The organism is Blastopirellula marina, assembly GCF_002967765.1.
Taxonomy (GTDB): domain Bacteria; phylum Planctomycetota; class Planctomycetia; order Pirellulales; family Pirellulaceae; genus Bremerella; species Bremerella marina_A.
In genome coordinates this window covers 111,060-132,168 of the sequence record NZ_PUHY01000012.1, presented here as the reverse complement: position 1 = coordinate 132,168, position 21,109 = coordinate 111,060, and the positions used below count along the sequence as shown (strand labels likewise).

The 21,109-nt window shown below is 53.3% G+C and carries 18 protein-coding genes; 10 read left to right on the top strand and 8 right to left on the bottom strand.

Features of this window, described 5'->3' with window-relative positions; translation table 11 throughout:
• Window positions 1-21: 21 nt before the first annotated feature.
• Entirely contained in the window at window positions 22-639 is a 618-nt protein-coding gene (locus C5Y83_RS16870) for a DUF6677 family protein (protein ID WP_105330942.1), read from the bottom strand.
• A 156-nt stretch (window positions 640-795) separates the two neighbouring features.
• On the bottom strand, window positions 796-1,533 hold the full coding sequence (locus C5Y83_RS16865; RefSeq protein ID WP_146117808.1) for an AAA family ATPase: 738 nt from the start codon (window positions 1,531-1,533) through the stop codon (window positions 796-798).
• Window positions 1,534-1,675: 142 nt separating this feature from the next.
• On the opposite strand from C5Y83_RS16865, the gene C5Y83_RS16860 reads away from it, so the two are divergent.
• Window positions 1,676-2,374, top strand: a complete 699-nt coding sequence (locus C5Y83_RS16860) for a 16S rRNA (uracil(1498)-N(3))-methyltransferase (protein WP_105330940.1) — start codon at window positions 1,676-1,678, stop codon at window positions 2,372-2,374.
• A gap of 80 nt (window positions 2,375-2,454) precedes the next feature.
• Here C5Y83_RS16860 and C5Y83_RS16855 read toward each other — a convergent pair whose 3' ends face one another.
• Together C5Y83_RS16855 and C5Y83_RS16850 are read right to left on the bottom strand one after the other, a co-directional pair.
• Entirely contained in the window at window positions 2,455-2,937 is a 483-nt protein-coding gene (locus tag C5Y83_RS16855; RefSeq protein WP_233207260.1) for a hypothetical protein, read from the bottom strand.
• 100 nt (window positions 2,938-3,037) lie between these two features.
• Window positions 3,038-3,823 (bottom strand): sugar phosphate isomerase/epimerase family protein, encoded by a 786-nt coding sequence (locus C5Y83_RS16850; RefSeq protein WP_105330939.1) that lies wholly within the window; start codon window positions 3,821-3,823, stop codon window positions 3,038-3,040.
• Window positions 3,824-4,024: 201 nt separating this feature from the next.
• On the opposite strand from C5Y83_RS16850, the gene C5Y83_RS16845 reads away from it, so the two are divergent.
• From C5Y83_RS16845 to rpiB, 6 genes are all read left to right on the top strand, one after another.
• Complete coding sequence (locus tag C5Y83_RS16845) at window positions 4,025-6,700, top strand: hypothetical protein (RefSeq protein WP_146117807.1); 2,676 nt, start codon at window positions 4,025-4,027, stop codon at window positions 6,698-6,700.
• A gap of 46 nt (window positions 6,701-6,746) precedes the next feature.
• On the top strand, window positions 6,747-7,565 hold the full coding sequence (locus tag C5Y83_RS16840) for a Nif3-like dinuclear metal center hexameric protein (protein ID WP_105330937.1): 819 nt from the start codon (window positions 6,747-6,749) through the stop codon (window positions 7,563-7,565).
• Window positions 7,566-7,856: 291 nt separating this feature from the next.
• The gene (locus tag C5Y83_RS16835) at window positions 7,857-8,597 is read left to right on the top strand and encodes a glycosyltransferase family 2 protein (RefSeq protein ID WP_105331880.1); all 741 of its coding nucleotides are present in this window, start codon (window positions 7,857-7,859) and stop codon (window positions 8,595-8,597) included.
• A 26-nt stretch (window positions 8,598-8,623) separates the two neighbouring features.
• Entirely contained in the window at window positions 8,624-10,231 is a 1,608-nt protein-coding gene (locus tag C5Y83_RS16830) for a hypothetical protein (protein WP_105330936.1), read from the top strand.
• 59 nt (window positions 10,232-10,290) lie between these two features.
• Complete coding sequence (locus tag C5Y83_RS16825; RefSeq protein ID WP_105330935.1) at window positions 10,291-11,658, top strand: hypothetical protein; 1,368 nt, start codon at window positions 10,291-10,293, stop codon at window positions 11,656-11,658.
• Between the two features lie 124 nt (window positions 11,659-11,782).
• Window positions 11,783-12,223: a ribose 5-phosphate isomerase B gene (gene rpiB, locus C5Y83_RS16820; RefSeq protein ID WP_105330934.1), complete on the top strand. Its 441-nt coding sequence runs from the start codon at window positions 11,783-11,785 to the stop codon at window positions 12,221-12,223.
• Window positions 12,224-12,277: 54 nt separating this feature from the next.
• Here rpiB and C5Y83_RS16815 read toward each other — a convergent pair whose 3' ends face one another.
• Window positions 12,278-12,532, bottom strand: coding sequence for a lipoyl domain-containing protein (locus C5Y83_RS16815; RefSeq protein WP_105330933.1), 255 nt, complete (start codon window positions 12,530-12,532; stop codon window positions 12,278-12,280).
• Between the two features lie 324 nt (window positions 12,533-12,856).
• Here C5Y83_RS16815 and C5Y83_RS16810 point away from each other — a divergent pair, with 324 nt between their 5' ends.
• Window positions 12,857-13,312, top strand: coding sequence for a hypothetical protein (locus tag C5Y83_RS16810; RefSeq protein WP_105330932.1), 456 nt, complete (start codon window positions 12,857-12,859; stop codon window positions 13,310-13,312).
• Between the two features lie 308 nt (window positions 13,313-13,620).
• Window positions 13,621-14,481 carry a hypothetical protein gene (locus C5Y83_RS16805; RefSeq protein WP_105330931.1) on the top strand — a complete coding sequence of 287 codons (861 nt, stop codon included), beginning with the start codon at window positions 13,621-13,623 and terminating at the stop codon, window positions 14,479-14,481.
• Here the strand turns inward: C5Y83_RS16805 and C5Y83_RS16800 are convergent.
• Window positions 14,478-15,674: a YcxB family protein gene (locus C5Y83_RS16800; RefSeq protein WP_105330930.1), complete on the bottom strand. Its 1,197-nt coding sequence runs from the start codon at window positions 15,672-15,674 to the stop codon at window positions 14,478-14,480. The two genes, C5Y83_RS16805 and C5Y83_RS16800, sit on opposite strands and share 4 nt — an antisense overlap.
• A 136-nt stretch (window positions 15,675-15,810) precedes the next feature.
• Here C5Y83_RS16800 and C5Y83_RS16795 point away from each other — a divergent pair, with 136 nt between their 5' ends.
• Window positions 15,811-17,529: an arylsulfatase gene (locus C5Y83_RS16795; protein WP_105330929.1), complete on the top strand. Its 1,719-nt coding sequence runs from the start codon at window positions 15,811-15,813 to the stop codon at window positions 17,527-17,529.
• Here C5Y83_RS16795 and C5Y83_RS16790 read toward each other — a convergent pair.
• Entirely contained in the window at window positions 17,526-18,692 is a 1,167-nt protein-coding gene (locus C5Y83_RS16790) for a S1C family serine protease (protein WP_105330928.1), read from the bottom strand. The two genes, C5Y83_RS16795 and C5Y83_RS16790, sit on opposite strands and share 4 nt — an antisense overlap.
• Window positions 18,693-18,814: 122 nt before the next feature.
• Window positions 18,815-20,986 (bottom strand): polyphosphate kinase 1, encoded by a 2,172-nt coding sequence (ppk1, locus tag C5Y83_RS16785; RefSeq protein WP_105330927.1) that lies wholly within the window; start codon window positions 20,984-20,986, stop codon window positions 18,815-18,817.
• Window positions 20,987-21,109 lie beyond the last annotated feature (123 nt).

The window sequence follows — 21,109 nt, the reverse complement described above, 5'->3', positions numbered from 1 at the left end:
GGGTCCTTCGTATCGATATGCTTAGCTGGCGGAAACGCTCGCGGCGGGATCTTGTTTGTTGGACTCGGATGCCGACTCTGATTCGTCGTCCTTGTCTTTGGCTCGCTTCTTCTTCTCCGAGTCAGGAAGCATCCACACGGGGCCGGCTCCAGCATCGTAGATGACCAGCACGTTTAGCAGTCCGGCGATCATGGTGTACAACGTACCCATCTCGAAGAGGTAACCGTACTTGCGATGCAAACTGGCGTTCTCTTCCTTGTCGAGTGGAGGCGCCATCAAGCGGGTTCCTAAGAACTCCATCGGCTGTTTGTGATTCTTTACAAGGTATGCTTGAGCAAACGCTGGTAGCGTTGGGAGGCCGACGCCTAACTGGCAAAGAAGAGGAAGCCGCTTCTCCGCGCTGTCCCACTTCGCATAGACCACTCGGCCACCCCCCATCGATAATCCGAGGAAGTAAATCGAGAGGATGCAAACCAGGAATAGAATGCCTTTCCCGCGGCGACCCTGGTACAAGTGTCCGGCACCGGGAATCAACCAAGCCAGGAACACGGCCGTCGAGGGATTCTTCAGGTCGATAGCGACGGGAGCAAAAGGATCTTGGTCCGAGGGTGGTTGAGCGGACCCGGTTTCGTTGGACATTGAGTGCAACCGGAGGGATGGCAGTGCTTGTGTAATCCCTCAATCTTAGCCAATTGTTTCTCTGAATCCAGGCCAGTTCCGGGCGGTTGGAAAGCTGACAAAGAGACGTAAGTCACTATTTGAAAATGGATTACGCTAAGATGCAGTGTGTTACTCTTACAGAAGTTCTTCACGAATCGCTTCGACGGTTTCCGGGGTGACCGACGTCGATTCGCTCGCTGCCAGGGCCAGACGCGAAAGATCGAGGATCTGCGAGATGACACGCGGTAAGCCGTCCGAATAGCGCGAGACGGCTTCAATCGCTGCGGAATCAAGCGTCAACTGGGCCTCTGGATGGGCTGCCTGATAGGCTTCGGTGAACTTGGCGATATCGTCGCTATTCCACGCTTCCAGTTCGATTTTCAGGTCGGCGAGCTTCAAAAGTCGCGTATCGAACGTCTGCAGGTGTTGAGAATCGACCGAGAGAATCAGCGTCGCCTCGGTTTCGCTACCGCAGTGAAGCCGGGCCAGTGTCAGCAGAATATCGGCCGTTTCACGGGAGATTTCTTCGACATGATCCACCACCACCACGATTGGCCGCTGCTCAAGCGTAAAAGCCGTTAACTGCTCGCGGATCTCAAACCAAAGCTCGGGTGGTGTGGTCGCCAAGCCGACGTTGGCTTTCAGTTGAATCGCCAAGTCCCATAGAAAGTCGTGTTCGAAGGTTCCTGGCGTGCGAAGATGCGCGACGATTGCCCCGCCGCGGCGAAGTTGGCCAGTCCACTTTTCCAGGAGCGTAGTCTTGCCACTGCCGACCGCGCCGGTCAAAACCGCAACGCGGTCGTGACGCTGTAGGGCGTACTCGAGCCGAGCGACGGCTTCCTGGTAGGCAGGGCTTTCGAAAAAAGGACTCATCGAGGCGACAATCAATTGAGGGCTGCTGGCATACCGCACCAGTGCTAGCAAGTGGTGCGCAGGGCATTCCTGCCACGAGTTTGTTTCGGTAGAATCCGACCGCAGTCTTCATGCATTCCTGATCTCTGGCCGGCAAAGCCAAATGTCCGAACGATTTTTTCTGGAACAACCTCCCATCGGCGATGAAGTCACGTTCGCCGAGGCAGAATCACAGCATCTGGCCAAGGTGATGCGCGCTCAGATTGGTGATGTTGTCGTTGGGTTTGATGGCAGCGGCAGCGAGTATCAGATTGAGCTGACCTCGGTTGGCAAGAAAAAAGTTATCGGGTCGGTTCGGCAGAAAGAGGAAGTCTCGCGGGAGGCAGCGCGAAAGCTAACACTCGCGGTTGCCCTACCGAAGGGAGATCGCCAACGTTGGTTGGTGGAAAAGGGAGTCGAGCTTGGTGTGAATCGCATGATTCCCCTAATCACCGAACGTGGAGTCGCCCAGCCAGTCGAAAAGGCGATCGAACGTCTCCGTCGGGCGGTGATTGAAGCGAGCAAACAGTGTGAGCGTAATCACCTGATGACGGTCGAAGAGGGGCAGACTTTAGATGACGTGTTGGCCGCCAAGCCGACGTGCGCACTGGTGCTGCATCCCAGCGGTGAGCCTGTGAACCTGGAAGTTGTTCAGAAAGTGGACGAGGTCCTCGCCCTCATCGGACCGGAGGGGGGCTTCAGCGACGCCGAGGTTGCCAAGGCCGCGGAAGCCGGATGCCACGTCGTTTCGCTCGGCAAGCGAATTTTACGCGTCGAAACCGCCGCGCTCGCGATCGCCAGTTTGACGACACTATCTGAGTAGCGAACAAACTCACTATCGTCGATGCCCGGCACGGATTGGCGATGCCGGACACTTGGGGCTATGCTGCGTCGGCCGTCGAATTAGTCTTCGAGCTTTTTAATCTTGCCGTAAAGATGCCCACCCACTTCGCCGTGGGTCCACGTTCCGGCGTACTTGTCGCCGTCGATCACAACATGGGCACTAAACGTGCCGAGCCCTGGAATGGTGGTGTTGTCGAGCGTAATCACAGGCGTTTTGCCGGCCCACTTCACCTCCAGCGGCATAGGAATCTTGGTGTCTTTGTCGCCGTATTTAATGCGGGCGTTGATTAGCCACAGATCCCCTTCTTCCAGCTTCCGCACATTACTGATTTCGTATCGTTCAGGCTTGCCCCCTTGATTTTCCTTGCCGGTGATTGTGAACGACCCAACTAAGGCAACGTTGTTCAAGGTCTGTTCAAACTTTTCGAACAGCTTCGCTTGCTCGTCGGATGGCTTGGTATCTTGTGCAAGCAACGAGGACGAATGCGTACCGAGTAGAAAACCGAGTGCGAGCAAGACAACAAGGTGGGTAGTGCGAGACATAACGGAGATCTCCTCGAAACGTTTAGGGGCCAGCGAATGTAGTAGCCGAGAGAGCCACATCCTCAATCCTATCGCGGAATCGGCAGCTCGCCAAACAAGATCATGGAACCTGAATATTTCGCAAATATGCCAATCCGTCGGCGACTTCTTGTACAGGATTCTCAGGATGATCGCGTTGAACCGTTATGTATCCCTTGTAACGAGCTTCTTCCAGCATGGCGATCAGCATTTGGAAGTCGACCGTTCCGCGTCCTAAGGGGACCTCGATACCGCGTCCCCGGGCAAGATCTTTCACACCATCTTTACCGCGGACGTGGACCACGTATTTTGCTATCGCTTGATATGATTCATCGGCGGAGAAGCCGTTAATGATCAAGGCCCCAGGATCGAAATCGACGCCAAGTGCTCCTTCCGGAAGTTGGTCGAGGAACATCTTTAAAATCGGCCCATCGACTTGCCCAGTGGTTGCCGCGAACGTCACTCCGCATGAATCAGCGTGGCGCGCTAAGTCGTGAAGGACTTCGACAAGGCGCGTGTTCGTTTCTGCTTCCAGGTTTTCATCGATACCACCGATGTGGTTGCACAGGACCTTCGCACCCAGCTGGTAGGCTGAGGTCATCGCGGCTTTCGTGGCGGCGACGCGGCGATCGAGATCTTCCAACACGTTGTATCCGCGACGGGTTGGGAAACGCACCGAGGCGATTTTCAAGTTGTAGTCGCTAAGGATCTTCTTGAGATGCCGAATCCCAGTTTGAGTGAGTTCCTCTGGACGCAGTTCGTTTCGCAGATCGATCTCGACCCCATCGGCTCCTAACTCGCCGGCAGTCTGCAGGGCCTGACGAAAGGGAAGACGAAGACTTCGAAGTTGAACGCTTAGTCGAATCATGGATTGTCTGTCGGTCGTGGTTGCGCTAAGTAAGGCAAGGTTGGGGAGGCGAATTAACGATTATAGCGATTTTCGTGCTTCTCATCGTCATGGCGGATCGTGCTTTCCGCAAGGGTGCCGCCCAGGCTGCCAGGGGTAAGCAACATTTTAACGGACCCAGCCGGACTGCGCTGGGACGTCTCGCTTTGACCTCAAATCCGCATGAAGCATATGTTATCGTACGCCCTAATACCCTTGCTGATCGTGGCCGCGGATTGGAAGGATACGCCTATCGACCAACGCCACCCCGAGGCAGTCGAACTCTTTCATTGCGATTTTGAAGAAGATTCCGATCTTAACTACGACCTTTGGCCAGACCAATGGACGCGCCGAACAGGCCCTGGTTATCCGCGCTATGTCGATATTGAAATTACCGATCAGGAACCAGGAGAAGGGAAGCGGGCTCTGGTAATGAAGCTGGATGGTGGGTCGGCCACAGCCTATAGTCCTCCGATCGCCATCCGCGATATCTTCAGCTACGTGCTTGAGGCGCGGATTAAGACGAAAGGGTTGAAGTATGACAAGGCATACATCTCCTTGACCTTCTTTGATAGCAATCAGCAGCCAGTTGAAACTTACTACTCGGAGAAGTTTCGAGAAACTGGGGATTGGCTGAAGATCCGAATCGGTCCCATCGCTCCTGAAAACTCGGGATTGGAACTGGCCGTAATTGGTTTGCACATCGGTCCGGAAAACGAAGTCGATGAAGATCTGACCGGCGAAGTCTTGTTCGATGATATCTGGTTCGCTCGACTTCCAAAGATGACGTTGGAAACGGCCGATGGGGGATTCTGTTATTACAACGATCAGCCGATCGAGGTGAACTGTAAGGTCTCCGGCATTCTGGAACGCGATCCGACGATCATCTTTGAACTGGTCGACGTTGGCCGGCAGAATCTGGCTCGACATGAAAGTCGACTCGATGCGAAAGTGGTTGCCCGTAAGGCAGAGAAGATCTCGGAGCTGTTCGGTAAGAAGGCCCACCAGGACAAAGATTGGGATGTTGGCTACGCTGGGGATATCAACTGGACGCCCCCCATTACCGAGAACGGTTACTACGAAGTCCGCGCCACCATGATGGGAAGCTCTGGGCTGATGCATCGCCGTGTGATGACCATGGCGGTGGTCTCGCGTGACGTAAGCCCTGAAGGGGGCGAATTCGGGTGGACACTACCCGACGGGGAGAAGCCACTCGACTTCCAGCGCATGTTCGACTTGCTGGTCACAGGCGGTGTTAGCTGGGTGAAATTTCCGGTGTGGTATGCCGACAACGACTTGGAACGGGCCAACAACATTGCGCGTTTCGCCGAGCGATTGCATAAGCATCACATCAACATGGTTGCCGTGATCGATAAGCCACCGGCCGACATTCGTAATCTGTTCGGTGAGCAGGAAACAATGTTGGTCGCGAATGTCTTTTCCGAGCCACTATTGTGGCGACCCTACATCGAACCGATCCTCACGCGACTTTCTTTGACGGTCCATTACTGGCAATTAGGCGCCGACAACGACGTGAGCTTCGTTGGTTATCGCAACCTAGATGAGAAACTCCGGCAGATCCGACAGGAAATCCGTATTAGCGGGCAGGATATTATCCTGGGCATTCCGTGGCGTTGGATGGCTGCTCCTCCAAGCGAAGCGAAGCCGCCATTCGACTTCCTGGCGTTTTCGGTACTTCCGGCCAGTGGCGAGATAGACGGCTTGCTACCGATGACCAAGGACGAACTGGGAACCTACCTCGACAAATCGATGGGACAGACGACGCGTTTTGCAACCGTCTTTCCATTGCCCCGCTCCAAGTACTCGACGGAAGAACGAGCACGCGACTTGGTCGAGAAGATGGTGGCTGCCAAAATCCATCGGGTCGACGCGGCCTTCATGACGATGCCGTTTGATCGAGAATATGGCTTGATGAACGAAGATGGTTCCCCATCGGAACTACTTCTCCCTTGGCGAACGACCGCCCGACTCATCTCTGGTAGAGAATACCTCGGACAGATTCAGTTGCCTGGTGGAAGTCCTAATCATGTCTTCTCACGCAATGGACGGACCGTGATGTTGGTTTGGAATTCGCGAGAAGTCACCGAGACGCTGTATTTAGGGGACGATGTCAAAATTATCGACCTCTGGGGGCGGGAATCGACACCTGAGCAAGATGGTAAAAAACAAATCATCCCCGTTGGTCCGATCCCGCAATTCTTGATCGGCCTAAACGACGGCGTAGCGAAGATGCGTTTGGCGTTCAAATTTGATCCAGCTCGGCTGGAAAGCGACTTCGGTCGAACGCAACGGATTGAAGCGACCGTGAAGAACACCTTTCCGACTGCGGTGAGTGGTGTGGCTCGCTTGATCTCGCCGGACGTGTGGAATGTGAACCCAGGCATTCTCCGGTTCAAGTTGACCCGAGGCGGTGAGATTAAATCTCCGTACAAGATCTTGCTGCGTGCCGATGCTTCGAGCGGAATGCAGCCAGTACGTATCGATTTTCAGATCAGTGCCGACAAGGAATACGAGTTCAGCGTCTACCGGGACATTCAAGTCGGTTCCGGCATGATGCAGGTCGAGTCGACCACGGAATATGACGAGGAGACGGGTGATCTGATAATTGAAGCGACCGTGCATAACTTGCAGGAAGAGTTGATCTCGTTCGACTGCTTGTTGTACGCAGCTGGCCGGAAGCAAATGCGACAACGGATTATGAACTTTGGTCTGGGGCGAACAACGCTCGTGTATCGGATTCCTGAAGGAAAAGACCTCATGGGGACCACAATCTTGCTGCGACTACGAGAAATTGGTGGGACCCGGGTTTTCAATCACCGTGTGGAAGTGAAGTATTAAGGAACGCTCCGTTCGTTTCTTTGATCCTGCCAACAGAAAGTGACCCGTGGCCGATCCACTTAAGTTGAATGCCGTTTGTGAGTTCCTAGAACGCTTTGCGCCAAGCCAACTTGCCGAGTCCTGGGATAACGTGGGCTTGCTGATCGGCGATCGAGATCAAGTTGTTGAGGGGGTGGTGACCTGTTTAACGGTGACCCCAGAAGTGGTCGACGAGGCAATTGAAGCAGACGCTGACTTAATTGTGACACATCATCCGATGCCATTCCGGGCGGTCAAACGAATTACTTCGTCCGATACCGTCGGACAAATGCTTCTCAAGCTGATCAAGCATGGCATCGCTGTTTACAGTCCTCACACGGCTTTCGATTCGTGTGCCGAGGGGATCAACTTTCAATTGGCGAAAGCGATGGGGCTGAGCGACATACAGCCATTGATCCCGGTCGATCTGCTGGGAGTCTCCGGGCCAACGTCTCAGGTGGGAACCGGACGCTGGGGAACGTTGGAATCGAAAAATACACCCCTGGCGACGGTGGCCGAGAAAGCTAAGCAGGCAACCAAGGCGTCGATGGTCAAAGTGGTAGGGCGATCCACTGCCGAAATCAAAACAATTGCGATTGGTTGCGGTTCGGCAGGCGAGCTACTTACTTCCACCATTGAAAAGAAACTGGATTGCTTGATCCTCGGAGAGACTAGTTTTCATACCTGCCTGGAAGCAAAGGCTCAAAATATCGCGTTGATTCTCGTTGGTCATTATGCCAGCGAGCGATTTGCGGTTGAGCAGTTGGCATCGGTCCTGGGCAGTGCCTTCCCGACAGCAAATGTCTGGTGCAGTCGAAAGGACGTCGATCCCGTTCACTTCGCGTAAGTTTTCGCGATTTGTGAAACGTGTCTCATTTAGTCGGCATCCAAACTTTTGTTGCCACGAACGTTGTGTCCCCAAGTGCGTGCTACTTGAAGGTTTAGGACGACTGGATGTGACGGGTTTGTGCTTCTAACGCCTTATGGTAACAATAGTTAGCAGCAAAATTCAAATTCCGGCAATCGCCCCGCGCTTAGCCGACAGCCGGCCCGAAGTCGATTGCCCATTTGACGTCCTTGCACAATAGTTATCGAAAGAACCTCGGAAACTTAACTTCGATCATCCATGGCGAACTTTATGAAATCACCTGAGCAGGCCCTTATCGCTCTTCCTGTCTACAACGAGGCTGCGACAATCCACGCGGTGCTGGATCAAGTGGTGGGATATGGGCATCCGGTTCTGGTGGTCAATGATGGTTCGACCGACGACACTCTGAAGCTCCTCGAACAACGTGACGATATCACGGTCATCACGCACGAGAACAACTCGGGCTATGGAGCCGCGTTGTTAACCGCATTTGCCTATGCCCGCGAGCAGAAGTTTGATGTCGTTGTGACCATGGATTGCGACGGACAACACGAACCGCAATTGATTCCGAAGTTCATCAAGGCGTGTCGCTCGGCTGACATCGTTTCGGGGAGCCGCTATCTCAAGCAGTTCCCTGGCCAAAGCCAGCCACCGGCGCAGCGGTTATTTATCAATCGTCGTGTTACCTCTGAGCTGAATCGTTTGCTGGGGTTTCAATTGACCGACGCGTTTTGCGGATTCAAAGCGTATCGAGTTGAAGCACTTGCCAAGCTCGACGTGACCGAGACCGGCTATGCGATGCCACTTGAGTTGTGGGTGGAAGCCGCCAAGGCGGGGCTCAACATTGTTGAGTTACCGGTTCCATTGATCTATCTCGACGAAAACCGATCGTTTGGTGGGGCACTCGACGACGGGGGTACCCGCTTAAACTATTATCATTTTGTGTTGGATCGCAGTTTGGCACGAAGCGGTTTGACCAAGGCTGGCGTGCACGCGCTGGCATCTTGCTAAATTAGTTTTACGAAGCCGTCTGCCTCATGACTGCTCAAGTGTCCGGAATCCAGTACCAGCGTATCCGCGCACCTCGTGGTCATGGTGAATCGCTCGTAACACCACGTCCTCTTTCGCCAGCGGCGTTGGTCAGCGCAAATCGCCAGCGCTTTCATGCGGCTGCAACCACCAGTGTGGGACGTGTCCCATTCGATTCCCTTCGGGAGGAGGCTCGGCAAGGGATCGTCCGTTTGGCTTATGATTTCACCCAGCAGTATCGTGATGTCGGTTCTTTGCCGGATACGAGTGCACCGCTTATTCTCAGCGGCCATCAGCCGGCACTCTATCATCCTGGGGTATGGTTCAAGAATTTCCTGATCGATCGCATCGCGACCAACGTTTCGGGTACAGCGATCAACGTTATCGTCGACAACGATACTGCTCCGGCTCCTTCAATCTCGGCCTTGTCCGGCACACCTGGTGAACCTCGGCCGGCGCGTATTGCGTATGACGAACCAGGGCCGCAACAGCCGTGGGAAATGACTACGATTCATTCTCTTGAGATGCTGCGAAGTTTTTCTAAGCGGACTGTGGAAACGTTCGGAAAGTTCGTGGCTGATCCAATGATTGTTAGCTTCTGGCCTGATGTGCTGGCGGCCATTGAAGCTGGCAAACCGCTAGGGCAGGCGTTCTCACAAGCTCGTAATCAACTAGAAGCTGAGTTCGGCTTGAACGTTCTAGACGTTCCTTTGAGCCAGCTTTGTCAGACGCGGTGGTTTCTGACGATGGTCGGAGGCATCTTGGAAGAAGCTGGGCGATACCGGGAAATCTACAACGCGTGCGTCAACGAATATCGAATGGTGCACGGGATTCGAAGCACTTCGCATCCGGTCCCTAACTTGGGCGCAGAAGGAAACTGGATTGAAGTTCCTTTCTGGATGTGGACGGAAGAGAATCCGCGACGACGTCCGCTGTGGATTGCCCACAAGGAAAGTGGCATACGGCTTTCCGATCGTGGTGACTGGCATACGAAGCTCGCATCAGATGGCGATCTGGTGACCGAGCTTCAGTCACTCAGGGCGTGTAGGGTGTACGTGCGGCCGCGTGCCCTGGCAACGACGACGGTGCTGCGGCTGGCCGCTTCCGACTTGTTCATCCATGGAATTGGTGGAGCAAAATATGATCAGGTAACCGACGAGATCATCCGTCGGTTTTACTTCGTGCAACCACCGCAATTTGTCACCGCGACGGCGTCGGCTTTGTTGCCAATTCCACGTCCCCAGGCAACGGAAGAAGATCTATTAGAGATCAAACGCAAGTTACGTGATGCGGACTTCAATCCGGAGAGAGTTGTGGACGAAGCTGCGATCAACGCTCCAGATTGGGCCAGTTTGGTTGCACAGAAGTCAGACTTGTTGGAAAACATTCCAACTCTTTCAGAAAAAAGTTCGTGGCATCGTCAGCTACAAGAAGTGAACGCGGCGATGCGCGAGCGAATTACCGAACCTGTTGCGCGCCTTCGAATTGAGCGTGATCAAGTTGCTCAGCAACTTCAACAAGAAAGCCTGTTGGCTTCGCGCGAATTCCCTTTCATTCTGTTCCCGAAAGACGGATTGCGGAATTTACTACTGGACCTTGCTGTAAAAGAACTTTAATTTAAGGAGAGAGTTCACTTCGCAAAGGGATTTGTCTTTATTGAACGGAGTCGGATTGAATGCGTCGCGTCGTATCATCGACCTACTCGCCCCCGATTCAGCCGTTGTCATCACCCTATTCTCAAGCGAGTTCTTCTCGCGGAGACACGGCTAGGTTTCGCCTCACCAGCAGTCATGAAGGTGAACAATTTGCCATCTTGCAACTGATGAAGCATTGCCTTTTTCAGTACGATGAAAACGAGTTTCACTCGCAGCAAGAACGGCCAGATTATGATCCGCGCGAGCGGCTGACGTTTCGCCTGGGCAACCAGATCATTGGTCACATTCGTTGTGTACCTCAGCAGATCTGGCATGGCGGATCGCTGGTTTCCTACCTGCGAGCCAGTGAATTTGTCTTAGCGCCGGAATATGTCGACATGACCAACGTCGACGCATTCTTTCAGTGCCTGGACGAGTCGTTCGATCATTTCGGTGGCTCTTTCATGATGCATCGCACAAGCGCGGCGATGGCGAAGCGTTTGACTCGCTTTGGGTGGGTCGCCTTATCGAGCGACTTCCGCAGCACCGCCGCAACGGAACCATTTTTGGTTTCGGTGCGTGGTGAAAGCCAAAGCGAGATCAGTGATCGACGCGCCAACAAAGAGTCAGGGCTATGGATACGCCTGATGCGACAAGTGGAAGCTGACGCTCTCGTATCACTTTACGAGAAATCGTTCCGGGCGAACCAAGTCGGCACTCCGCGATCTGCGGCGATGTGGGACTGGCTAATTCGACGTAAGGCGTTCGATGCACTGTATGTCGCCATTCGAGGTGGCAACAAGCTGGCCTTTGAAGACGCCATCGAGCGAATCGCCGGTTACGCGGTCGTCAAAGATCGGCAAATCTTGGAAGTCATTACTCAGCCCCACGAGAAAGCGGTCAAAGTACCACTGATTAATCGAATCTGTAGCGATTTATATGAGGCAAACCATCGAGAGTTTCGTCTCGAGGCGCCTGTTTCGGATCCGGTTCATTCGATTTTGCAACAAGTACCAAGCGGTAAGAATTCTCCGCCCGGCGAAGAAATCCTTGTGCGCATGCCTAATCCAATTCAGCACTTGGCCGAGTTTTGCTCGGTGCTGCATCAGAGGGCAGTCGCCAGGAACCTCGAATTGCCACTCGACTTAGGTCTTCTCGTGGAAGGAGAGAAGTACTGCATCCATCTCGGTAAGCGGAAGGGAACCTTGACCGATGGTCGACTCGGACGCAGTTATTTGGAATTGTCGGGCGGGCAATTGGTCCGATTGGTTTTGGGGGATCTCCTACTCCCATCGCTGGTAGAATCGGGCCAATTGCACGCTTCGACACAGGTTGCCCTGAATACCGCGATGAAGCTGTTCGACTACGATCCGCCCTGGTTTCCGGCCGTGGATGTCTTGCCGATGTGATGGCAAATTGGGGAGAGGGGTGCATGGCATTTCTTTCCGTTTGGGGTATCATAAACCGCTTGGTTTTGATCGATATTCCTAACTTGCGCGGATATCCCCGTTTCCCTAATTCAATTGCTCCCCCATGAAGATCGCTATCGCCTCGGACCATGCCGGGTATCACTACAAGACCTTCATCATCGACCATCTGAAGTCATTAGGGCACGAAGTGGTCGATTTTGGAACCGACTCGGACGAGTCGTGTGATTATCCCGACTTCATCATCCCTGCCGCTAAGGCCGTATCGCATGGCGAATGCGAACGCGGGATTGTCTTGGGTGGATCTGGGAATGGGGAGGCGATCGCCGCAAATCGAATCCAAGGCATCCGTTGCGCTTTGACCTGGAATGTCGAGACGGCCAAGCTAGGTCGCCAACACAACAAAGCCAACATGATCTCGATTGGCGAGCGCATGACCGCTGAAGCCGATGTGCTGCCGATCGTCGATGCTTGGCTGACAACCGATTTCGATGGTGGCCGACACGAGCGACGGATCGAGAAGATCGATATCTTGTCGAAAGACTAGTCGGTGGATTGTAGATCAACTGACGCCCGTAAGCGCCTATCCAACAAATAGACGCTATACGCCGACACGAATATGACCGAGGATCTGACCCTCGTTCACAATGTCGTCTTCTTCCGTGCTTTGATGGCACAGGACGCCAGTCGCCGGGGAGGTCACATCAAAGGTGACTTCTCCTGCCAGCACCTCCAGAACGCGATCTCCCTCGCGAACGAATGAACCACGCGGCACGAGCCACAAACTGGTGCGGACCAGGATGTCGGTCAGGCCTAATTCGGGCAAAACGAGGGGATGTAAGTCTTCGCGCGGCATAGATTTCTGATTTCTTGAGTCAGGCGGATCAAAACTAGATAGACGGCTGACTCGTCTTTGCTAGGTAAGTTTGACCGAGATCGTTCAAGGGCTGGAGATTAATAGCGGGGAACTCTCCTCGATTCAAGGTCGAATTGTCCTGCTCTTACTGCGCTATCTTGGCGTGACGGGCGAAAATCGCCTGAAAAATATGCCAAGAAATATTCGCATGTTTCTTGGGAAAATGTCAGATTATGTGAGAGAGAACAGAGTTGTCGGCATTTCACTACCGAGTGGCAGCCGTTCCAGAGGCGGACAATCGTTAGCTGATTCTGGGGGAAGACAATGGGCAAGAAGCTCCGAGCCATGGTGCTCGTTCTGGCAGTGTTGGTTGTGTTAGTGGTTATCTATCAGTCTTCAATCGCCAAAATTACAGGGGCTGGTCACGAGTGGCTTCGCCGTCAGAGCTCGCAGTTCTGCCACTCTGGGTATCGGCTCCGCGGCGAGCATGTCTGGCACAACGAGGATGGTCAGACTTACTACGTTTACATCTTTGAGTCGACGGTCGTCCATCGGGGAATTGATCCTGGCATCCAGATCTTGCTCGAAAATAGTGAGCATCAAGAGATCGATCGAATCGATGTCGCTTCGCCTCATCCTATGATCGGATCGTCCCTGCTCGATTCGATTCATCCTTCACGCCTGGAAGTCGTGTTTCACATTCGAGAACCCAAATCGAAGATGCAATGTCAGATTTGGGAGCTAAAAGATGGGCAACTCGTTGAGTCCGAATTTGTTTAGCCTCGAAAGTGGCAATCTCATGATTCGGTTGCTTCCGTGCGAAAAGGCTAGATCGCGACCAGTTGTTTGTTGTTGAGACGCAACATGTTGCGTTGCCACATCATTCTTGCCGCGGTGTAACGGCACTGAAAAATGTGTTGCGTGTGCTGTAACTGGTGTAAGTGAATAGGCTTGCGACTTGAGATGTTTCGTGTGGAAGCTGACTGGCACTAGCTTTGCAAATAGTTAGCTTACCAAAGATCTCAGTTCGAGCTGGCCCGCATGTTGGCTCGAAGCATTCCAAGTCACGTCTTAGAATTGCCGCCTCTATGCACGCCCGCGAACACGTTCAAATTGCTGCCTACATGGCCGTTTTTGCCCCCAATTACTTACGCCAAAAAGCTGCCCACTCTCCGTCGGCGCTGGAGAGTTTCTGGATCGCATCGAAGTGTCGGCTCGACCGATGGGGAATCCGTTTGAAAACGCATGCCACGTTGCTTGAGACCGGCAGTGCGACCGATCTTCCACGATTCTGGAATGCGGCTCGACCCGTGATCGAGGAGATCTTAGTGAGTGATATCCTGACACGAGTCTGGATTTCGACCTGCGTTGCCTACGATCGAATTCATCGCAAAGTTGCTGCAGAGCCGATCGCCCGAAGTGTGTTTCTGGGGCACATGGAAGCCAGGAACCGCGCTCTTAATCTGCTACTGCATGGTCGCGGGCTAGAGGCGACCATGATGGTCCCTTTGAATCGCTTGCGTCGTCGTACTGAGCGTTGGACCGATATGCTTCTCGGTTATATTGCGGCCGAAACCGATGTGAATAGTTTCGGCTACGATCAATCACGTGTTCGCGAATTTGGAAGCGACATCCGTGGCGAACGCAGCAGCATGGAAGGGAGTGCGACGTGGACAATGCTTCTGGAATCGGCAGTCGATGCGTTTGGGAATCAACTGGTCAACGAGCCGGCCAACTCCGATCTGAATCGCGACATCGCAGGGGCAGTCATGTCTTGCTTCGGAGCGGATCTATTTGATCAGACAAGTCTCATCAATCCGATGTGGGAGGCGAGAATCGCCAACTTGGCGGACGATGCGGAGTTGTTGGTCGAGCAGCTTCTAACAGTCAACGAACCGATCGTGAAACGTCCGCAGCGGGACATGCCACGTATTTCGCCAATGATTTAGGTCGGCTTCGTCGGCGGCGAGCGAAATGGATTGTCGACCAGATCGGCGACAATCACTTCGTCGGTTTCAGCCAGGATTGTCTCTTCATACACATCGTGGGCGATGTCATGGCACTCTCGCATGCGTTCGCGAATCACATCTTCCTCTTCAGAGCTCGCAAAACAGGTCTTCGGGACAATCGCATAGACGAACGGCGGAATGTCCAGGATGACGAGCGCCTCACGGTCATTTTCTACGGGCCCAACTAACCCCCAATAATGGAACGAGCAGCCCTCTTCGGTGACCGTACCGATGCCTTCGGGGTAAAACCAGATTTGGTTGGGGCGAATCATTTTCGACTGCTGAGCCAGGCACTTGCGAAATTGGCGGTAGGTATGCAACTGCATGCCAAAAATGAACGCAAACAAGATCGCGAGTACCAGTAACGTGTAGAAGAGCGAATGCAGAACAAACTGGCCATTTTCGCTGTAGGTTGCTTTCAAGAAGAAAAGGAATAGGACGACAAAGCTGGGCATGATCGTCTGTCCAAATAAGCCTAGCGCCGTAGGAACGGACTTGGTCCCATCTTGATCGGCACCGAGTGTGTCAACTCTCGCTGAGAGCTTCGGGTCGATCTCCCATTTCAAGTACTTGATCAATTGCAGATGATCGAAGCCAAAATCATGTCGAAATGTCTCCCATTCGAGCGGCGGTAATGGTTGGTCTTGCGCGGCGTTGTGAAGCTGTTTAACCTGTGCGAAAAAAGCCTCAGACTGTTCTGAGGAATCGAAGTATTTCTTCGGAATCGCCAAGTAACGACGTGTTTGGACATAGATGACAATGTGATCTGGAAGGTCTACGACCTTGGAAATATATTTCCAACGGCGGCGCGAACTTCCTCGTTTCGTAACCGCTTCTAGATAGTCGTCCGTCAAGCGAATCTCTTGTTCGCCAGGTATCACGAACACATTATGTGGTAGCTTCCACCAATTACGTAAATAGGCGTACGTGTAATACAGCAGAAAGATTCCCAAGAGCACCAATAATGATTGCAGAAAGAACCACTCTTGCAGCACGGCCAGGATCAATAGAACTGGCCAGACATAGTGTATTAGACCAGCAATCTGCGTGTACCCAGCGAGGCGCTCTCGCCAGTTTAGTGCGTGCAGCAAGGCGAAGAAATCTTCTGGCTGGTTCTCGTAGGTAACTCGCATGACGCTGCTAAAGGGATAGGTCGAAGTTGGCCTGATTTTGAATTGCGATTTATTTCTCGTGGATTCTAGCCGCTTCCTGGGCAAAAATAGGAAGACAAATCCTTTTCCATTTATCGATCTCTGCTTTCAATCTCCGATGACTAAACACACTCCTTCACGAATTTGGCTGGCACTAATTGGGCTGATTGCTTTTGTTACCAATACACAATCCGAGGCTGCGCCGCCCAACGTGATTCTTGTAATGACCGATGATCAAGGGTTTGGTGATGTCGGTTTGCATGGAAACGATATCGTACAGACTCCGGCTATCGACAAGTTCGCTCGCAACGGCATACAGCTCACGGAATTCTACTGCAGCCCCGTTTGTGCTCCGACTCGTGCTGCACTGATGACGGGGCGATATTTCTACCGCACTGGCGTGATTCATACTTCGCGTGGTGCTGCCAGGATGGCAACGGACGAAAAGACAATGGCCGAGGTCTTTCAGGATGCTGGCTATGTTACCGGAATCTTCGGCAAATGGCACCTTGGCGACAACTACCCGATGCGTCCCCAAGACCAGGGGTTTCAGCATTCGCTGGTCCACAAGTCTGGTGGAATTACGCAACCGCCCGATCAACCCAACGATTATTTCGACCCGCTGCTATGGAAAGATGGCCAACCGGTGCAAGCCAAGGGGTACTGCACTGATGTATTCTTCGATGGGGCGCTCGATTTTGTCGAGAAAAACCAGGATCGCCCATTCTTTGCTTATATCGCGACGAATGCCCCACACACACCACTCATCGTCGACGAGGCCGCGTGGAAGAAGTACGCTCAGCAGGATCAGAGTGAAACGACCGCTAAGGTCTACGCAATGGTCGAGAACATCGATATGAACTTTGCCCGTCTGTTAGAGAAGTTGGATGAACTCAAGCTAAGAGAGAACACAATTGTCATCTTCCTGACGGATAACGGACCTCAGCAAAATCGATTCAACGGTGGGCTCAATGGACGAAAGTCGATGGTCTACGAAGGTGGCATTCATGTCCCTTGCTTCGTGCAATGGCCCGCCAAGCTCGAAGCCGGTAGGAAAGTCGCTTCACGTCACGCCCATCTCGACTGGCTTCCCACCCTGATCGATGCAACCGGGATCAAGGCTGATCTGCCGAATCGATTGGATGGCATTAGCTTCTGGCCGCAGTTGTTCGGAAAAAGCTCCTCGGTTCAGCCGCGAAACTTGTTCTTTCAAGTTCATCGTGGTCTTGACCCAGAACCTCGCCACAACGCCGCCGTTGTCGGTCCTCGCTATAAGCTAGTGCTAAATGTTGGTAGCTTCGGTCAAGAGAAACTCAAAGACGTTCCCCCAAATCGCCGTACGGGAATTCAGTTGTTTGACTTAGAGAAAGACCCTGGCGAAAAGCACGATCTGGCCGCAGCGATGCCGAATAAGGTCGAGGAATTACTTGAGGCATATGATGCATGGTTTGCCGATGTGAAGTCCACACGCAATTTCGAGACTCCGGCGATCCCAATCAACGAGAAGTCAGAAAAATCGACACTGCTCTGCCGGTACCAAGATGGCTTCTACGAAGGGGATCGGCATTTGGGCTGGAAGATCGAAGTAGTCGATCCGATTTTAGTTCAGATTCGCTTAAATCAAGAAGCGAAGCCAGGACAGAAGCTCATGGTGCAGTGGTTGGGAAATACGACAGCTTACGACATTGAAGACCTGCAGCATCCAGGGGCTGCCTTCCAGCTTTCCCGCGGGACAAGCCTGCTGGACGTTTGGCTACAGACGGAAGGTCAACCGCGGGAATTCATTAAGAACAATACCACAACCGGCGATGTTGTGGTGAATTTCGTGGGTGACTAGTCCCCCTCCCCAAGCGTCACCGGGACTGAAACTTTCTCGCCGCCACGAACCACGGCCAGTACAACCTCTTCGCCAGGCTTTTTGTTTTCGACGACCGAAAGTAAGTCATCGGCGGTTTGGACACGTTGGCCATCGATTCCGATGATCGTGTCTGCTTCGCTACGATCGATCCGAGTTTGCTCATACACAAACGGCCCTCGCTGGATCTGTTCGCGGACAAGACGAAATCCACGAATGCCAGCTTGATCGACCGGACCTCCCTGCGCGACGGTAGCGACCATCAAGCCTTGTTCGGTTTGGTAGACGCGCGTGATGCCGATATCAGGACGAATGACGCGGCCATTTTCGACGAGTTGCGGTACGACTCGCTTCACCGCAGAAATCGGAATCGCGAAGCCGACTCCCGTGTTTTCTCCGGTACGGGAGGCGATCGCCGTATTCATGCCGATCAGACGGCCGCTGCTATCGAAGAGAGGTCCGCCCGAGTTACCACGATTTAGGGCGGCGTCAATTTGAATGATCGACTTCATCGTTCGGCCAGAACGAGAAGGCAGAACTCGATTCAAACTTGAGATAATCCCAATCGTCATCGTTCGTTCCAGCCCGAATGGATTCCCGATCGCGTACACTTGCTGACCGACCCGCAGTTTCGAAGAGTCGCCGTAGCGAACCGGGAACAGCACATCCTGCGGAGCGTCGATCTTCAGAACGGCGATATCGTTGACTGGGTCTTGCCCGACAAGCGAGGCAACATAGCTTTCGCCGTTAAACAGTGTGACGCGAATCTCTCGGGCATCTTCGATTACATGGTAGTTCGTCAGGATGAGTCCAGTTTTGTCCAAAATGCTACCGCTACCGGATCCTTCCGCGGGGCGTTCCATCAAGTAGAAGTTGTCGATCTGAACGCTTCGCGTGGTGATATGAACTACGGCTCGATTGCCTCGTTCATAGACCAGGATGTTTCGTTTCTCATCGGGTGTAAGACCAAGATCTTCGTCTGCCGAATCGCCGGCGACACGCCATTCGCCTTGTTGTGGATTGGCCCATTCCACACTGGGGGGCGGGGCCAAACGAAGCTGCGCAAAGCTTGCTTCAAAGGATGCGAAGGAGAACAGCAAGCTCGCGAGAAAACAAGTAGTCAGGGAAATTCGAGATGCATGCATTGATCGGGACTCCTGATACGAGTGAGCAACTCTTGTCAGGTCGCAAAACAACGGGTGATCACCCTACGTATTACGATGGGATCGGGGAACGGTTCAAGAGCGAATCAGGCTCAGCAGGCCGATTATTTGATCCGCTCTTTCATGCGTTGTTGCGTTAGTAGCATTAACGTACGGTGGGTGCCCAGCCGCGAGATATCATCATCTTCGTCAGTGGCTAGCAATTGTTCGTAATTACCGTCGGGCAGCATAACCCACGATTGGCGACGATCCTTAATAAGGACGTCGAGGATCTCCCACAAACGCTCTCGGTGGGCACGTAAATCGATCGGCGTTACGGCTTCGACTCGATTGCTAAGATTTCGCTGCATCCAGTCAGCCGAGCCGATATAGAATTCGCCATCGAGCGGATCCTCGGCACCTGCTTGGAAATAGTAGATCCGAGAATGCTCGAGAAAACGACCGATGATGCTGCGGATAGTGACGTTTTCTGTCAGACCAGGAACTCCGGCGCGAAGGCAAGAGAAACCACGGACGATGCATTCGACTCGCACGCCAGCCTGTGAAGCGGCGATGATTGCCTGGCACATCTCGGGGTCTTCCAATTGGTTGACCTTCACGATGATCAGACCTGGCTTGCCTTCCTTCTGGAACTCGATCTCGCGGCGAATCTTGGCTAGGAATTGCTCGCGCATGTTGGTTGGAGCAACCAGCAGCTTTTGGAAGCTTGGTTCCCGCGAGCGACCAGTGAGGGCATGAAACAGGTTGACCACATCGGTTGTTAGCGTTGGTTCGCACGTGAAGAGGCCCAGATCGGTGTACAGCCGAGCCGTCTTCACATGGTAGTTGCCGGTTCCGATGTGGGCGTAACAGCGAATGCCATCCGACTCTTGCCGCACCACCAATGCGATCTTGGTGTGGGTTTTGAGACCGAGCACGCCGTAAACCACGTGCGCTCCGATCTTCTCCAGTTCTTTGGCCCAGTGCAGATTGCGTTCTTCATCGAAGCGAGCTTTCAGCTCGATCAAGCAAGCGACCTGCTTCCCCGTTTCCGCAGCTCGGATAAGGCTTCGCACAAACGGGGTATCGTCTCCCACGCGGTACACGGTCATCTTGATGGCGACCACTTTCGGATCGTTGGCCGCTGCCCGGATGAACTGCTCGACACTAGCGTCGAAGCTTTCGTACGGGTGATGAACCAGAAAGTCGCCTGATTTGATCACTGAAAAGATGTCGGCTTCTTCGCCAGCCAAGTCTGGTGGAACGATTGGATTCCACGTCTCGTCGCGGAGATCTTTAATATCAAGCGAAGCCAAGGGCCACATGCCGGCGTAATCAAGCTCACCAGGCACTTCATAGACGTCGTCTTCCGAGAGATCAAATTGATGCATCAGCAACGAACGAACCCAAGGATTGGGATTCTCAGAGAGTTCCAAACGCACGACAGGTTCGAACTTTCGTTGACGCAATTCTTCCGCGACGATGGTTCGAATGCTTTCCGATTCGTCGTCGTCTTCGATTTCGACTTCCGAATTCCGAGTGATGCGAAACAAAGTCGAGTCGATGATCGACATGCCTGGGAAAAGTTTCTCGGCGTTGTAATGAATCAAGTCGGCCAGGCGGATGTAATTTCGGGCATCATCCACTTCGGGATCAAGCTGGATCCATTGCGGCAAGATGTTGGGGACCTTCACCCGGGCAAACAGGTTTTCTTCCGAATCGGGAACTCGGAGCACGAAACCGAGTGACGTCGATAGATTCGACATGTATGGGAACGGGTGGCCCGGGTCCAAGGCCAACGGCGTGAGAGCTGGATAGACATTGCGATTGAAGAATAGATTGGCCTTTTCGCGCTGGGTGTCGGTCAGCTGATCCCAATCTAAGAGGTGGATATTGTGCTCTGCTAGCAGTGGCTTCAGATCGCGGCGAAAACAGCGTCCACGTTTCTCAAGCATCGGAATGATCACTTGCCGCATTTCGTGCAGACGCTGTTGGATCGGCACCGGCCCGATTACTCGGTTCTTCAAACGTTCGGCCTGACTACGTGTTCTCAGCAGACCTATCCGCTTCATGAAGAACTCGTCTAAGTTCGAAGTGAAGATGGCCAGGAACTTGACCCGCTCGAGCGCAGGATTGCGCTGATCCAGAGCTTCGTGCAGCACCCGACTGTTGAATTGCAACCATCCCAGGTCACGATCGGAATACGCGTCGCGCCACGAGGGATCGGAGAACTCCGACTCGGTGGTTGAGGTCTTCAGGTTCTGGTCGATTAATCGGGCCGTAATTTCCTGCGTCATCTGTCCTTCGAGCCTTTTGCTGCCAAACTCTTGCGCTGAACTCACCGGGGCTAGAGACCTTATTTTAGCGGAAAGACACCCCAGTTGGGGCCATGGGTGTCGACTTTCGTCGGGAATTCATTG

Bases quoted from the DNA above. Each gene is read 5' to 3' on its own strand.
- C5Y83_RS16805 (WP_105330931.1), top strand. From the start codon at position 13,621: ATGCACGCCCGCGAACACGTTCAAATTGCTGCCTACATGGCCGTTTTT.
- C5Y83_RS16810 (WP_105330932.1), top strand. From the start codon at position 12,857: ATGGGCAAGAAGCTCCGAGCCATGGTGCTCGTTCTGGCAGTGTTGGTT.
- C5Y83_RS16850 (WP_105330939.1), bottom strand. From the start codon at position 3,823: ATGATTCGACTAAGCGTTCAACTTCGAAGTCTTCGTCTTCCCTTTCGT.
- C5Y83_RS16855 (WP_233207260.1), bottom strand. From the start codon at position 2,937: ATGTCTCGCACTACCCACCTTGTTGTCTTGCTCGCACTCGGTTTTCTA.
- C5Y83_RS16835 (WP_105331880.1), top strand. From the start codon at position 7,857: ATGAAATCACCTGAGCAGGCCCTTATCGCTCTTCCTGTCTACAACGAG.
- C5Y83_RS16830 (WP_105330936.1), top strand. From the start codon at position 8,624: ATGACTGCTCAAGTGTCCGGAATCCAGTACCAGCGTATCCGCGCACCT.
- C5Y83_RS16790 (WP_105330928.1), bottom strand. From the start codon at position 18,692: ATGCATGCATCTCGAATTTCCCTGACTACTTGTTTTCTCGCGAGCTTG.
- rpiB (WP_105330934.1), top strand. From the start codon at position 11,783: ATGAAGATCGCTATCGCCTCGGACCATGCCGGGTATCACTACAAGACC.
- ppk1 (WP_105330927.1), bottom strand. From the start codon at position 20,986: ATGACGCAGGAAATTACGGCCCGATTAATCGACCAGAACCTGAAGACC.
- C5Y83_RS16815 (WP_105330933.1), bottom strand. From the start codon at position 12,532: ATGCCGCGCGAAGACTTACATCCCCTCGTTTTGCCCGAATTAGGCCTG.
- C5Y83_RS16870 (WP_105330942.1), bottom strand. From the start codon at position 639: ATGTCCAACGAAACCGGGTCCGCTCAACCACCCTCGGACCAAGATCCT.
- C5Y83_RS16860 (WP_105330940.1), top strand. From the start codon at position 1,676: ATGTCCGAACGATTTTTTCTGGAACAACCTCCCATCGGCGATGAAGTC.
- C5Y83_RS16800 (WP_105330930.1), bottom strand. From the start codon at position 15,674: ATGCGAGTTACCTACGAGAACCAGCCAGAAGATTTCTTCGCCTTGCTG.
- C5Y83_RS16845 (WP_146117807.1), top strand. From the start codon at position 4,025: ATGAAGCATATGTTATCGTACGCCCTAATACCCTTGCTGATCGTGGCC.
- C5Y83_RS16865 (WP_146117808.1), bottom strand. From the start codon at position 1,533: ATGAGTCCTTTTTTCGAAAGCCCTGCCTACCAGGAAGCCGTCGCTCGG.
- C5Y83_RS16795 (WP_105330929.1), top strand. From the start codon at position 15,811: ATGACTAAACACACTCCTTCACGAATTTGGCTGGCACTAATTGGGCTG.
- C5Y83_RS16825 (WP_105330935.1), top strand. From the start codon at position 10,291: ATGCGTCGCGTCGTATCATCGACCTACTCGCCCCCGATTCAGCCGTTG.